The sequence below is a fragment of the Nostoc favosum CHAB5714 genome (genome assembly GCF_020829495.1).
GTDB lineage: Bacteria > Cyanobacteriota > Cyanobacteriia > Cyanobacteriales > Nostocaceae > Nostoc > Nostoc favosum.
Map to the genome: position 1 here is coordinate 1 of NZ_JAIVFQ010000139.1, position 13,188 is coordinate 13,188.

13 protein-coding genes and 1 pseudogene are annotated in these 13,188 nt (G+C 42.3%); 3 read left to right on the forward strand and 11 right to left on the reverse strand.

What is annotated here, in order from left to right; all coding sequences use genetic code 11:
• Window positions 1-1,164 precede the first annotated feature (1,164 nt).
• The 4 genes and pseudogenes from LC586_RS36785 to LC586_RS36800 form a co-directional block, all read right to left on the reverse strand.
• Window positions 1,165-1,506, reverse strand: a pseudogene (locus LC586_RS36785) (DUF5615 family PIN-like protein).
• Between the two features lie 3 nt (window positions 1,507-1,509).
• Entirely contained in the window at window positions 1,510-1,836 is a 327-nt protein-coding gene (locus LC586_RS36790) for a DUF433 domain-containing protein (RefSeq protein ID WP_229490534.1), read from the reverse strand.
• Window positions 1,837-2,014: 178 nt separating this feature from the next.
• Window positions 2,015-4,663, reverse strand: coding sequence for a leucine--tRNA ligase (gene leuS, locus LC586_RS36795; protein ID WP_229490536.1), 2,649 nt, complete (start codon window positions 4,661-4,663; stop codon window positions 2,015-2,017).
• A gap of 382 nt (window positions 4,664-5,045) precedes the next feature.
• Window positions 5,046-5,423 carry a hypothetical protein gene (locus tag LC586_RS36800; RefSeq protein WP_229490538.1) on the reverse strand — a complete coding sequence of 126 codons (378 nt, stop codon included), beginning with the start codon at window positions 5,421-5,423 and terminating at the stop codon, window positions 5,046-5,048.
• Between the two features lie 128 nt (window positions 5,424-5,551).
• On the opposite strand from LC586_RS36800, the gene LC586_RS36805 reads away from it, so the two are divergent.
• Window positions 5,552-5,749, forward strand: a complete 198-nt coding sequence (locus LC586_RS36805) for a hypothetical protein (RefSeq protein WP_229490540.1) — start codon at window positions 5,552-5,554, stop codon at window positions 5,747-5,749.
• Between the two features lie 109 nt (window positions 5,750-5,858).
• A complete protein-coding gene (locus tag LC586_RS36810) occupies window positions 5,859-6,314 on the forward strand; it encodes a gamma-glutamylcyclotransferase family protein (protein WP_229490542.1) in 456 nt (151 codons plus the stop codon).
• 13 nt (window positions 6,315-6,327) lie between these two features.
• On the opposite strand, the gene LC586_RS36815 is transcribed toward LC586_RS36810, so the two are convergent.
• The 4 genes from LC586_RS36815 to LC586_RS36830 form a co-directional block, all read right to left on the reverse strand.
• On the reverse strand, window positions 6,328-6,942 hold the full coding sequence (locus LC586_RS36815) for an anti-sigma factor family protein (protein WP_229490544.1): 615 nt from the start codon (window positions 6,940-6,942) through the stop codon (window positions 6,328-6,330).
• A 154-nt stretch (window positions 6,943-7,096) separates the two neighbouring features.
• The gene (locus LC586_RS36820) at window positions 7,097-7,753 is read right to left on the reverse strand and encodes a sigma-70 family RNA polymerase sigma factor (RefSeq protein WP_190939988.1); all 657 of its coding nucleotides are present in this window, start codon (window positions 7,751-7,753) and stop codon (window positions 7,097-7,099) included.
• Window positions 7,754-8,317: 564 nt separating this feature from the next.
• On the reverse strand, window positions 8,318-8,467 hold the full coding sequence (locus LC586_RS36825) for a QAALIT motif small membrane protein (protein WP_229490547.1): 150 nt from the start codon (window positions 8,465-8,467) through the stop codon (window positions 8,318-8,320).
• A gap of 76 nt (window positions 8,468-8,543) precedes the next feature.
• A complete protein-coding gene (locus tag LC586_RS36830) occupies window positions 8,544-8,696 on the reverse strand; it encodes a hypothetical protein (RefSeq protein ID WP_229490548.1) in 153 nt (50 codons plus the stop codon).
• A gap of 521 nt (window positions 8,697-9,217) precedes the next feature.
• Between LC586_RS36830 and LC586_RS36835 the strand changes: the two genes are divergently transcribed.
• A complete protein-coding gene (locus tag LC586_RS36835; RefSeq protein ID WP_438822961.1) occupies window positions 9,218-9,790 on the forward strand; it encodes a L,D-transpeptidase in 573 nt (190 codons plus the stop codon).
• An 80-nt stretch (window positions 9,791-9,870) separates the two neighbouring features.
• Here the strand turns inward: LC586_RS36835 and LC586_RS36840 are convergent, their stop codons facing one another.
• From LC586_RS36840 to LC586_RS36850, 3 genes are all read right to left on the reverse strand, one after another.
• On the reverse strand, window positions 9,871-10,410 hold the full coding sequence (locus tag LC586_RS36840; RefSeq protein WP_229490549.1) for a late competence development ComFB family protein: 540 nt from the start codon (window positions 10,408-10,410) through the stop codon (window positions 9,871-9,873).
• Window positions 10,411-10,531: 121 nt separating this feature from the next.
• Window positions 10,532-11,464 carry a M23 family metallopeptidase gene (locus LC586_RS36845; protein ID WP_438822962.1) on the reverse strand — a complete coding sequence of 311 codons (933 nt, stop codon included), beginning with the start codon at window positions 11,462-11,464 and terminating at the stop codon, window positions 10,532-10,534.
• 875 nt (window positions 11,465-12,339) lie between these two features.
• The gene (locus tag LC586_RS36850; RefSeq protein WP_229490553.1) at window positions 12,340-13,032 is read right to left on the reverse strand and encodes a DevA family ABC transporter ATP-binding protein; all 693 of its coding nucleotides are present in this window, start codon (window positions 13,030-13,032) and stop codon (window positions 12,340-12,342) included.
• Window positions 13,033-13,188 lie beyond the last annotated feature (156 nt).

A 13,188-nucleotide genomic window follows, 5' to 3' on the forward strand; every position in this document is an offset into this window, starting at 1 on the left:
AGTACGTCACTACTTTGTATATCTGGAGACACCAATAAGAAATCTTTGAGATGCACCACACGCTCATTTTCATTCTTGGGACAATGCTTAATTTACACGACTTTCAGCCTTAACCCAAGCGTATTGCACTATGCGGAAGGGTTGGATGTCGCCGTTTGCTAAGAGATAGAAGATACCTAACCCAAACTTTTCAGTCTGCTTGGGTCGAGCATTTGTTCTTGGTTTGCCATCCTCTAAAGAATACTTTTATCCATTGAGGATCTGATAATTTATTCCTCTCCAAATCGCTTCGATGTCAATATCAAAAGCTTATCTGGCTTACACAATGGCGATTTTCTACTGATGCTTTCCAGTTCATTTGCTGCCAATTTTGAGACAAATATGCTGCTAATTGCTGCACATTTTCAAACTGTACTCAGTGGTAGGCGATAGCTAATAAACTATAAGTTTTTATACTATACTTACAAAATTGCTACAATCGTGCTTAGTCTTGTTAGTTACCATTCATGATGAGTCGTTTTTAACTAGTGTTCAGTTCATAAACTGTCACTCACCAGATCCCCGGTATTCTTGCAAAAGAGATATTCTTAGTTAGTGCAAGGAGTGATACCATTTCACCACATGTTTGTCACAAGTTATCCTCGCAATGCTCCCTGATAAGGGGGCGTTGCAGATTTCAAATGTTGCATCAAACGAGTGAGTTGGTATAAGCTTTTACGGGGAAACGCTTGAGTGAGCAAAACTCTCAAGCGTTTTTTCGTGTATAAATAAAATATTCCAACTCTCTGGAAGATAATACAGATGTTTTTAAATACACATGTACCAGAGAGGTAAACTACTGTTATAAAAATTGTTGCAACACATACTTGATGACTTTAGCATTTGTGCATTCCACCAAAACTTTTTAACCAATTCTGTGGGTTTAAATCCCCCGCTTCTAACAAGCCGCAAGTATGTTAGGCAGGGTATAAATCCCTGTTCCAAAACTTAATTACGAATTACGAATTATCTCATGTCCGTATAATTAGTTATGATTTCCACAGTCATTGCACCCCACCCCCAACCCCTCCCCGCAGGCGGGGAGGGGAGACAAAGCGACGATTGTCGGGGTGGGGTTCTTCGGGTTTAATAAGTAATCTAGCGGACATGATATTACGAATTATTTTAAGTGACTGAACGTACCACACGAATTAGTTTTCCTTGCAACGGTTGTTCTGCTGTCACAGCTTCATCTATCCGTGCTGCAAACTGTTCCCAATTACGATTGTTCGTGCAAACAATAATACCGAAGTGGTTAGAATCACGACGATGCAAACGGATAAAATCAACTCTGTTGATAGTTAATATTGAGCGTTCTTGACTTATAGCAAATGCTAGTACTTCCTCATCAGGTATACCTTAGTCTGCATTTTCTGCTTCTTGAACTGTCAAAACATTATGCCCCAAAGCGCGTAATAATTGCACAACTGGAAACGGAAACTGCTCGTCTGCATAAAACCGTACCATCAACTAGGCAACCTCATTACGCTCAATTGCCAATTCGATTTCATCGGGATGAGCTTCTGCATATACCCAAGCATTAGCTAAATCTGTAGCTGTAATGGGTGGATAGCTCGTCAAAAGGTCAGCATCACTATATCCAAGACGGCGAGCTTCCACAAGTACCCAAACGGGAATACGAGTTTTAGCGATGCAAGCCTCTCCACCACAGACTCTAGGAGTTTTTTCAATTCCTTGCCAATTGTTGACGAGACTTTGAGCAAGTAAATGTATAGCCTGCAATTTTTCACCAGAACTGAGGGCAAGAAGTTGTTGTTCTAACTCTTTGAGTGTCACGGATGTAAATCCTCTGATGTTTTATCAGGCTATATTTACAATTTTATCGATTGCTAAGTACAACATTTCATTAATAATTCGTAGCGAATTATCTGCGTGCCTACCCTGCGGGAAGGCGAAGTGCATCTGCATTGAAATTTCAACCCTCAATTCGCCACGATTTTAGGCAAAGCTGTACTTAGCTAACTACAAAATTCACCAACTTTCTAGGCACCACAATTACCTTTTTAATTTCCTTACCTTCGATGTAACGTTGGGCAATTTCTGATTCACGGGCATATTTCTCCAACGCTGCTTTATCTGCTTGTGCTGGTACTTGAATCGAGCCGCGAGTTTTGCCCATAATTTGAATTACTAAAGTAATTTCATCAGCTACCAAAGCAGCCGGGTCAAATGATGGCCAAGTTTGAGTGTGAACTGAATTACTTTCACCTAATAAATGCCACAATTCATCAGCAATATGTGGTGCAAAGGGTGCTAGTAATACCACCAAAGTCCGAATACCTTCTGCGTAAATTGGTGAATTTTTCCCGTCAGCATCAGTTAGGGCGTTACTCAACTTCATCAATTCTGAAATAGCTGTGTTGAATTGATATTCGTCTTCAACGTCTTCTGTCACCGCTTGAATAGCCGTGTGAATCGCCCGCCGCAATTCTTTTTCTGCCTTAGTTAAATCAGCAAGTTGGGCTTGCTTACGGGATACCCCAGCTGCAACATAATCTGTCACCAAACGCCAAACCCGATTTAAAAAGCGGAATTGTCCTTCCACATCGGCTTCGTCCCATTCCAGGTCTTTTTCTGGCGGCGCTTTGAATAAGATGAACATTCGCGCTGTGTCTACACCATATTTGGCAATTACATCTTCTGGTGCTACACCGTTGCCCTTTGATTTAGACATGGTGGCGTAGAGACGTTGCAGTGGTTCACCTGTCTGGGGGTCACGAGGGTCAGCAGAATTTACCAGATTAGAAGGAATCCATTTATCTTTGCCGCCCTTGTTGGGATTTAGGTAAGTTAGACCCTGTACCATACCTTGAGTTAACAGGCGTTGGAAGGGTTCATCAAAGTTTAACAAACCGCGATCGCGTAGTACCTTAGTAAAGAACCGCGAATACAACAAATGTAAAATCGCGTGTTCAATCCCACCTACATACTGATCTACTGGCATCCAGTCGTTAATTTTACTGGAATCAAAAACCTGTTGTTCATTTTTAGCATCAGGGAAGCGCAAGAAATACCACGAGGAATCAATAAAAGTATCCATCGTGTCGGTTTCCCGCTTTGCAGGAGTGCCGCAAGTTGGACAAGCCACATTTACCCAGCTTTCCAACTGAGTTAAAGGTGAACCGCCACGTCCAGTAAATTCTACCTCTTCCGGCAACTGGACTGGTAAATCTTTATCAGGCACTGGCACTATCCCACAGTTGGGACAGTGAATTACAGGTATTGGTGCGCCCCAGTAACGCTGCCGCGAAATTAACCAATCCCGCAAGCGATATTGCACCCGCACTTTACCAAAACCTTGTTGTTCGGCGTATTCAATTATCGCTTGTTTAGCATCTGTGGAAGCCATGCCAGTAAAAACCCCAGAATTAATTAAAATTCCTGGTTCAGTGTATGCCTGGTTATATTCAATTTGGATGAGTTGTGTAACTTCATCAATCTCTGATGCTGGAGTTAAGTCAAAACCGGCAACATCATCCGGGGAAGCGATGACAAAATCAACTGGCAAATCGTAATTTTTGGCAAACTTAAAATCTCGGACATCGTGCGCTGGTACACCCATCACTGCCCCAGTACCATACTCATACAGTACATAGTCAGCAATCCAAATCGGCACTTCTTCCCCTGAAAATGGGTTAATTGCCACCCCACCTGTGGAGATACCCCGCTTAGGTTTGTCTTCAGCAGTACGTTCCAACTCACTTTGATTGGAAACCTCTTTAATAAAAGCTTCTACGGCTGCTTGTTGTTCTTTTGTGGTGACACGCTTTGTTAAGGGATGTTCTGGTGCTAATACCAGGTAGCTGACACCATAAACGGTATCTGGACGTGTGGTGTACACGGCGATTTTTTCATCTATTCCAATGATAGGAAATTCCAAGTAAGCGCCTGTGGATTTGCCAATCCAGTTTGCCTGCATCAATTTAACACGTTCCGGCCAACCTGTTAACTTATCCAAGTCATTGAGTAATTCTTCGGCGTAATCGGTAATCTTGAAAAACCACTGCCGCAACAATTTGCGCTCAACTATTGCCCCACTGCGCCAAGAACGTCCTTCGTTATCAACTTGCTCATTCGCCAATACAGTTTGGTCAATAGGGTCCCAGTTTACTGCTGCTTCTTTTTGGTAAGCTAACCCCGCTTGTAAAAATTGCAAGAAAATCCATTGTGTCCACTTGTAATAATCTGGTGAACAAGTAGCAAGTTCACATTCCCAATCAATGGATAAACCAAGATGCTGCAATTGTTGCCGCATCTGGGCCATATTCTGATAAGTCCACTTTGCTGGCGGTACGCCACGGTCAATGGCGGCGTTTTCTGCTGGCAAGCCAAAGGCATCCCAACCCATTGGATGTATTACTCGATACCCTTGCATTCGTTTAAGACGGGCAATCACATCGGTAATCGTATAATTACGGACGTGACCCATGTGTAGGCTGCCCGATGGATAAGGGAACATGGATAAAGCGTAGAATTTTGGCTTGTTGCTAGCTGTCGATGTTTTATCTAAGCCAAGTTCTACCCATGTTTTTTGCCATTTTTCCTCAATCGCTGTTGGGTTATATCGAGAATCAACAGAATCACGTATTTCCAATGGTTTCATGCCTGTTACACTTTACTTCTACTAATTGTCTAGTATTTGACCCTTACTAGTACATTTGAGCTACTATCTTAAGGGAATTATCTGTCTATAGCAGTCCTAAATCATTTGTGAAAATTATATATCTCTTTTTTCTTTCTTCCCTTTGCGCCCAAAGCCAATACTTTGCGGTTCGTTTTCAAATTTTATATTTTTCACGAATCAAATAGGACTGCTATAGTAATTTTCTAATTTAATTTACAAAATCAATTTACTATTTCTTTCTACCCCCTATTTCTATCTATCTTATATGCTTAAAGTTCAACAAGTTGAGGTATATAGGACATAAAAAAAGTCCCTAAGCTTAGGATGCTGGGGACTATATGTGTTATGGTTCTAAACTGATTTACTGGGTTAGCAGCCCGATCGCCATTTCAAGGTGCATCTTAGCCTTGTGGAAGTTAAGCAAATTTTCTTGGTCGTATCTGTCAGGATAGCTCATAGCTTTGCCTTCCATCGTCAGCTTGATCAGTGCTGCTTGCTCATCAGTGGGTGAATTCATCTCATCTACCACCCCTTCAAGGAATTGAATAACGCTGAAGCCTGGTGACTTTAATCCTCTTCCCTGTCTTAGTTGGCTGAGTGCTATCTGTGGGAATGCCATCAAGGTGACAATCCAACTAGTCTTGTAGCCTCCATTCCCAGTAGGTTTTAGTCCGTAACGCCTACATAAGTCTCTTAACTCAGCAGTGGTTTTGATTTCGAGTTCTGACCTTGTGAACATAAAATAGAATTACCCATTTGTAAAAGTGGTATCGGTGGTGAACCATTTCCAAGGATGACAGCACCACCGATTTAAAACTCTAATGTTTAGCTTCCAAAAGATTCAAGCGTTATTTATATTTCTCAACAATGCCTAATCCTAAAGGAACTCCTGAAAATTTAAAACCAATTAAGTCTGAACGAGAGGAGCCACTGACCGAGAAAATGAATATACGCATGACTAAGACAATGAAAGAGGAAGTGCAGCAACAAGATAACCCTCCTGAATTTTGTAGAGAAGCTATTCAAGAAAAGTTAGACAGGAATAAGGGCAAGAGTAGTACTTAATTGCTTAACTATTAATCTGAGTAAATAAAAATACCTCTAGAATTAATATCTAAAGGTATTCACTATGATAGGTTTTTATTACTGTCGATTCAGATGGTAAAAATAAGCGATGGCTGAATCAAATATAAAATTTTCTGATTTGGTGCGGGTTTTTGTCTACGGCACGCTCAAACCAGGTGAAGCTAACTATAAAAAATACTGTGCTGGCAAAGTAGTTGATTTTAAAAGAGCCTTTGTACAAGGCAAATTGTTTGCTTTGCCAATGGGCTACCCAGCGATGACGCTAGGGGATAGCCAAGTTCACGGATATTTACTCTCTTTTTCCAACCCAAGGATTTTAAATGAGCTAGATGTGCTGGAAAATTACCAGCCCAATAGACAACCACCAGAAAACCTCTATAATCGACAAATTATTGAGGTTTATGAACCACAGTCGCTCTCTCTGGGTTGGGCTTGGGTTTATTTAATGACTCTAGACCAAGTTGACCAACTAGGAGGCTTCCTCCAACCTGACGGCTGGTGGAGTGGCTGTGGTTTAACCGCAAAGTACAGTTATCATCTTTGAACTGTTAATGCGATTAGTTTATGTCCTGTTTGGAGTCGTGGCGTTGCGGCTGCACCGGATAGATTGGATTTTCTGGAGAAGCTACTGCTGCTTTAGGAATTTCAATTACCGGGTTATTTAGTCCCACCATCAACGGGGAAGGTGGAATTATAGAAGCTGAGGATGTTTGTATCGGTTCTGTTTGTGGTCGTTGTGCCAGTTGCGGCGCTCTCGAACCAATAGGTACTAAACCAGATACTGCACCGATTACACAAGCAGCAACGGCTGCACCTCCCGCCATCCAGTTTAAACGGGAACGGCGGCGCAAACGTGTCAAAACTTGCTGAACTGTTGCTTCTGGTGACTGTTGGGCTGTTGGTACTGGGAGAGTCCGCAAGCCTTGGCGCAGCTTTAAAAGTCGAGCATACAAGCATTGAACTGAGGCATCATTTGCCAGCCATTCTTCTACTTGCCTGCGTTCGGGGGCTGTGACTTCACCATCAAGATAAGCACTCAATAACTCGAAGCGATCGCGCTTCACCATATCCATAAGACCCGTTGATTCATTGGTATGATTGGCCATTCCATCTGACAAATCTTGAGGAAGTTGCAAAGGAGAACGGTCGTAAAACTGAGAATCAGTAGTCATCTTAACATTATTACCAATTCATACACGGGTAAACTGGGCGGGAAATTCAGAGAAATTAGCCAATTTTCCTCCTCAGGGCAGAAGCGATCTACGTTGTGGGAATTCTTAATCTATGCTTAAATTCTGCCATTGGGCAGAGGCAAGATACTGTAAATTAGGAATCTAGATAATTCTGCAAGTGAGCTTGCAGCCTCGTTCTAGCTCTGGCTATTCTTGACTTCACAGTTCCTAAGGAAACTCCAGTGATTTCGGCAATTTCTTCATAAGCCATGCCTTCGATTTCTCTAAGGACAATGGTAGTACGAAACACCTCTGGTAAATCCGCGATCGCTTCTCGCAGTTGCTCGTAAAATTCTCTAGTTGTCAGTTCTTCTTCAGGGCCGGGAGTATCGCCAGCGATTTCCCAATCCATCTCGCCGTCCTCTAAGGAACGGGGAGCATCCAGCGACAAAGGACTCATAACCCGCTTGCGTTTCCGCAACTCGTCGTAAAACAAGTTGGTGGCAATGCGGCTTAACCAGCCCCGAAATTTGGCAGGCTCTTGTAATCGGTTAATATTCCGATAGACTCGAATCCAAACTTCTTGAGCCAAATCGGCTCTGTCAGCCCAATCTGGAGCCAGGTGGTATAGAACTCTATCAACTTGACTTTGATAGCGGCGTAATAGTTCTGCAAACGCAACACGATCTGGTCGCAGTCCCGCTTGACAGCGCAAAATTAAATCGTGGTTAGGGAGTTTGTCAACTTGCACTGATGCTTCTGGATACTTTGCATCAACCGTTGACCAGGATACAGAGATCGACTGGCTCATAGATCGTACTGGCTCTAAATCATCCCTATCTATTAGACCTGCTAATGGGACAGAAGTTCCATGCTAAGGTGACGGATTTATGACTGGAACACTGAGGCAGATAATTTTGGATACATTTATAGCAATAAGGAGAGCCACTTTTTCCTTATACTGCTCGCATAGCTGCCCAAGACCCATTAACAAATAAAGCCGCAGCAAGATGCACATTTTGGTACTTTTCGCAACTGGGTATATACGCTTGATAAAAATAATTAAATTTGGTTATAAGGATGAAGTTGAAGAAGGCAGAAGGCAGAGGGCAGAGGGCAGAAGGTTCAATTTAGAAGGGGATTCAAACCCCTCCTAAATTGGGGCCACCAAATTATAAATTTGGTGGGGGTCTTAAACCCAAGTTCGCTACGGTCACGAGCTTCAGCGCTGGAATCAGAATTCCATAAAAGCCTTCAGCAAGAACTGCCTTCTGCCTTTCTTGATAAAAATTTTGTAATTCTAACTTCTTGCTACCTTTAAAATTCAGGTATTAATTTCTGGAAGTTGGGTTGCTGTGGTGACTATAATGGTGATTTATTTTTTTGATTTTGTTACCAGAATAGTTGCTGATTGTTCTGGTTGTGACCCGTAGATAGCACCATTATGTTGCTCTGGTACGCGAACTTGAAAAATAAAATTGAGGGAAAATGTAATTGTGACTGCTAGCAATAGTTTTTCAAACATGGTTTTTCTCCTACCCACAACACTAATAATTAATTGCTACATTTCAAAAGTTGCATCAGAAAGTCCAAGTATTGGCTTACAACCCCCAGAACTTTGGAGAAATGAGGTTGGTCACTTGGAGTTTTGCTGCTGGGACATGCATAGTCTTAGTTTGCCCAGAGGTGTTGGCAGATTTATAACGGAAATGATAAGTATTGATAAATTTTTGATAATCGGATGATGAACTCATCCAATTGCTCGGCTGGATATGTCAGGGATAAACAATAGGCGATGGCAATGGTAAGAAATGAATCTGTAGGGCGGATGGTAATGTTGCTCTGTTTTGGCACAGCATTTTTATCTTTAGCTGTCCATTGGCGCATTACTACGGCAGAACGGCAGTCTTATAAGTCTGCATCTACTGCGATGCGGCGAGATTCTACCCTAACCAATCCTAAGGGAAGCCGCTCAGAGGGAGTCTACAAGAATCTTTCCCAAGTGAGTTTAGGGGAAATTGCACTGGGTGCATCTGTGCCACCTGATGAAGCCACCCAAGGCTCAACTGCCCAAAAGGAGTTTACACCAAAGTCCTCTGCTATTAAGCCTCAAACTAAGTCGAAAATAATTAAGAAGAATACAGCGAAGGCAACTACTCGGAGGGCTTCTACACTCAAGTATTCTGCTCTGAAGTCTCAAACTAAGTCGAAAATAATTAAGAAGAATACAGCGAAGGCAACTATTCGGAGGGCTTCTACACTCAAGCCTTCTACTATTAAGCCTCAAACGCAGCCCCAAAAAAACATTAAGAATAATGTAGCTAAAGCAACCGAACTACCAACTAAGACGCGGCTGGTGGCGCAAGCAGAAAGACAAAATCCAGTTGCAGAGAGTTGGCCAAAAGGTCTATGGTCTCAGGCTTCAGCCCAACAAGTACCATCTAATAGGGTAGCAGATGCCAAGACGCAAGTGGTGGTTGATTTAAGCGATCGCCGTACATACGTATACGCAGGAGATGAGGTGATAGCCAGTTATCCAATCGCTGTAGGTAAGAAAGGTTGGGAAACGCCCACAGGTTCTTTCCAGGTGATTCACATGCGACACTATCCAATTTGGCGTCACCCGATTACAGGCAAAGTATTTGAGGCTGGTACGGATAGTCCCTTGGGAGACAGATGGATTGGTTTTTGGTCAGATGGACGGAATGAAATTGGCTTTCATGGCACGCCGGAAATTGACCTGGTAGGAACGGCTGTATCCCACGGCTGCTTAAGAATGCGTAATTCTGATGTTCGATTGTTATATGAGCAAGTCAGTTTAGGGACAACAGTGTTAGTGCGTGATTAATTATAGAGTCATTAGTCATTAGTCCTTTGTCGTTTGTTTTAAACAAATGACCAATGACTAATGACCAATGACTCTTAAAATTATAATTTTTGCTCAAAGTTAGGTGCGTATGTCTGGAGTAAAGCACTAACTTGGCGTACAACCTCATTTCCAGTGTTTTTACCCAAAGCTTGCCGTTCTGGGAAGAAATTGGGTCGATCGAGGTAACGGTTAATCGCCTCACTTACTTGCTGAGAAATTAAGTCTTGCAGTTGTGCCTGAGCCGTTTGGCGCTGGAAGTTAGCACCTTCTTCTGTAGTAGCATATAAAGGTGGTAGCCTGTTGAGGGCGTAAGCAGCAATATCGCCGACATCTAGAGAACTTTCGCTGGTAGCTTCGATTTCTGCGACTCGTGCGATCGCTTCCGTCAGTACCAATTCTTCCATAACGTTAATAAATTGTTTGCGAGGTACCGCCACTACCTCACCAGTCAATAGCGAACCCATCAGCCGATCCAACGCCATATACTCTTCAATTGAGAGTTCCGAGACGTTGTCACAGATTCTACCGACTTCTGCTTCCATTGCTGGTGTCAAATAACCATCCTGGAGAGCTTGTTCTACAATTTTTTCGATACTCATAATGCTTATCATCATTTATGTTAGCCAAGGAAGGTAGGGACGGTATCAATCCAATTTATTTTGTGTAATTCTCAGCAAAAAAAACACAAATTATGCACAGACGCGATTAAGTCCGCCTCTACTACTTAACGACCTTAGTTCGCCAAGGTGTTGGATCAACAGATTGTCCGTTGACATACAGACCCCAGTGCAAGTGCGGCCCCGTAGAAGCACCTGTTGAACCTACTGCGCCAATTAGTTGACCAGCTTTCACAAAATCACCTTCTTTGACGTTAATACGACTTAGGTGCATGAAAATACTGGTTACTCCTTGACCGTGGTCAATGCCAACTACGTTACCGTGTACCCTAAACCCTTGGGATACCCTACCTACCAAAGCAACTCGCCCAGGGGCTGGGGCAATTACGGATGAACCGGCACCACCAGCGTAGTCAAGACCACGATGATAGTAGTCCTTTGCAAATGTACCATTATAGTAGCGACGTACACCATAGGTTGTACTCATCCGCCCTGCATTTGGCTTCAGAAATACTCCATTCCAATACTTTTGTGGTGTTTGTAGTGCCTTGAAAGCTGCCACACGCTTAAGTTCATGCTCTGTGGCATCCACTCCGGCTTTGCCAGGTGGCAAAGTAATGCGTTGTACGGGGAACTTGCGATTAAGCACATTCACTGCCAAGTTTTGTACTTGACCATCCCCTGTAACCCGAAGTGTTCTAGTTCCAGCTTTTTCTAGCGGAGTTGTGGGAACAAAAGCCCGATACTGATTGGGGGCAATTTCAAAGGCTGGGTACGTATTCTTACCACTAGCTACTGTTGGATTTGTACTATTATCGGGATTATCTAGATTAATCTCTACCGAAAGCGTATCCCCTAGTTTAGGATTAGTTGGAGTCACCTTTACTTGTAAAGCTTCTACAGGCAATGCGAAGGTGAGAGGGAGAACAGCAAATATTCCCTTTAACATATTTATTGCACGGCGATTGGCTGTCAAACTCTTGACATCAAAACCGAGCAACTTCTTGTTTGAACTACTAGCGCTATTCTCAATCATCATAGAGCTACAAAAATCCCTTGCTTGTATTGCCAAATAGACTAGCTTATTTCTACTAGTGTTTCCTGTTTGAAGTAGATGTTGTTGAAAACCATAAATATTGGGAAATCCGTGACTTATGGATAGGACAAAGGCAGGGGGTAAGAGATAAGGGAGAATGATTTGTAACTGTAATCGAGTGAATTGGTATTAACTTTAATAATCAAGGTGTATTACATTGGTAATGAGCTTAAAATTTAACTAGATTAATGGCAAAGATGCTTTTATGACTTGCCATAGGTATCATTTCTTAGGCAACAAAAGAGACCTGTTGGGCTTTAAGCATTAGATAATAATACTTGAAGAAATTCTTGGAATCAACTGGACACTTGTTCAACTGGACACTCATACTACACTGTTAGGTTAAAGTTGGTGTAGGTAAATCACCCAACCCAGGTAAACCAAGGGTAAGGGGAAAGTGTGAGAAATAACCTAAAAAATTTGGGAGAAGCTAGATTTAGTTAGCTGTTGAGCATTTAATTTTCACAACTAGGGTGGGCATCTTGCTCCCCCTATCATAGATTTTATTGATATATGGTATAAATTATTTCTAGGATTTTCAGTTTATCTAATTGTTAATGCTCGTTTATACCTCGTAACAGATGTTACTAATGTTGATATAGCAGTCCTATTTTATTCGTGAAAAATATAAAATTTGAAAACGAACCGCAAAGTATTGGCTTTGGGCGCAAAGGGAAGAAAGAAGAAAGAGATATATAATTTTCACAAATGATTTAGGACTGCTATATGGGGTGTCGGGTGTAAAATAACAGTGATTTTACCTAAAATTTTCTCATTCCGAGTTGAGAAGCTCGATTAATAAAGGCTTATCAACTCTAAGCTGATAGTTTTACTTTTGGCTTGAGTTTGCCATCTTCCATGTGAACGATGCGATCGGCTATATCTAGGATGCGGTTGTCATGAGTAACCATCAAGATGGTACAGCCTTGTTCTTTTGCCAGTTTATGCATGAGATTGACTACATCTCGTCCCGATTGACTGTCAAGGGCGGCTGTGGGTTCATCCGCTAGGATTATTTGAGGATGACTAACTAAGGCACGAGCGATCGCTACTCTTTGTTTTTGTCCCCCAGACAGTTTATCAGGATAGTAATGCAAATGATTTCCTAATCCTACTTGCTCTAGCATTTGGGCTGACTTAGCTAGCATCTTTTTTAAGCCAAGATGTTTGTGCAATTCCAAAGCCATTTTGACGTTTTGGAGTGCCGTCAAACTACTATGCAAGTTATGTGATTGGAAAATATAACCGTTACGGCGTCGCGCCTGCACTAGTTGTTCAGTACTAGAGCCACAAAGTTCTCGTCCCAATACCCGCAAACTACCAGATTGTGTAGAACGCAATCCACCCACTAAGGTCAGCAAGGTTGTCTTTCCAGAACCAGAGGGCCCAGTCATAATAATAATTTCACCGGCGTTAATCTCCAAGTTGATGTTAGATAAAACTTGCTTACGGAGTGAGCCTTGACCAAAATGGTGGTCGAGATTCTGGATGGAGATGACGGGAAGCATATTTGGGGAGTTAGAAGTTAGGAGTTTGGAGTTTGGAGTTTGGAGTTTGGAGTTAGGAGTTAGGAGTTTGGAGTTTGGAGTTTGGAGTTTGGAGTTTGGAGTTTGGAGTTTGGAGTTTGGAGTTTGGAGTTTGGAGTTTGGAGTTTGGAGTTTGGA

What these genes read in the sequence shown, in the direction of transcription:
- LC586_RS36810 (WP_229490542.1), top strand. Translation starts at nt 5,859, where the DNA reads ATGGCTGAATCAAATATAAAATTTTCTGATTTGGTGCGGGTTTTTGTC.
- LC586_RS36800 (WP_229490538.1), bottom strand. Translation starts at nt 5,423, where the DNA reads ATGTTCACAAGGTCAGAACTCGAAATCAAAACCACTGCTGAGTTAAGA.
- LC586_RS36830 (WP_229490548.1), bottom strand. Translation starts at nt 8,696, where the DNA reads ATGAGTTCATCATCCGATTATCAAAAATTTATCAATACTTATCATTTC.
- LC586_RS36840 (WP_229490549.1), bottom strand. Translation starts at nt 10,410, where the DNA reads ATGAGTATCGAAAAAATTGTAGAACAAGCTCTCCAGGATGGTTATTTG.
- LC586_RS36820 (WP_190939988.1), bottom strand. Translation starts at nt 7,753, where the DNA reads ATGAGCCAGTCGATCTCTGTATCCTGGTCAACGGTTGATGCAAAGTAT.
- LC586_RS36850 (WP_229490553.1), bottom strand. Translation starts at nt 13,032, where the DNA reads ATGCTTCCCGTCATCTCCATCCAGAATCTCGACCACCATTTTGGTCAA.
- LC586_RS36845 (WP_438822962.1), bottom strand. Translation starts at nt 11,464, where the DNA reads ATGATTGAGAATAGCGCTAGTAGTTCAAACAAGAAGTTGCTCGGTTTT.
- LC586_RS36815 (WP_229490544.1), bottom strand. Translation starts at nt 6,942, where the DNA reads ATGACTACTGATTCTCAGTTTTACGACCGTTCTCCTTTGCAACTTCCT.
- leuS (WP_229490536.1), bottom strand. Translation starts at nt 4,663, where the DNA reads ATGAAACCATTGGAAATACGTGATTCTGTTGATTCTCGATATAACCCA.
- LC586_RS36805 (WP_229490540.1), top strand. Translation starts at nt 5,552, where the DNA reads ATGCCTAATCCTAAAGGAACTCCTGAAAATTTAAAACCAATTAAGTCT.
- LC586_RS36825 (WP_229490547.1), bottom strand. Translation starts at nt 8,467, where the DNA reads ATGTTTGAAAAACTATTGCTAGCAGTCACAATTACATTTTCCCTCAAT.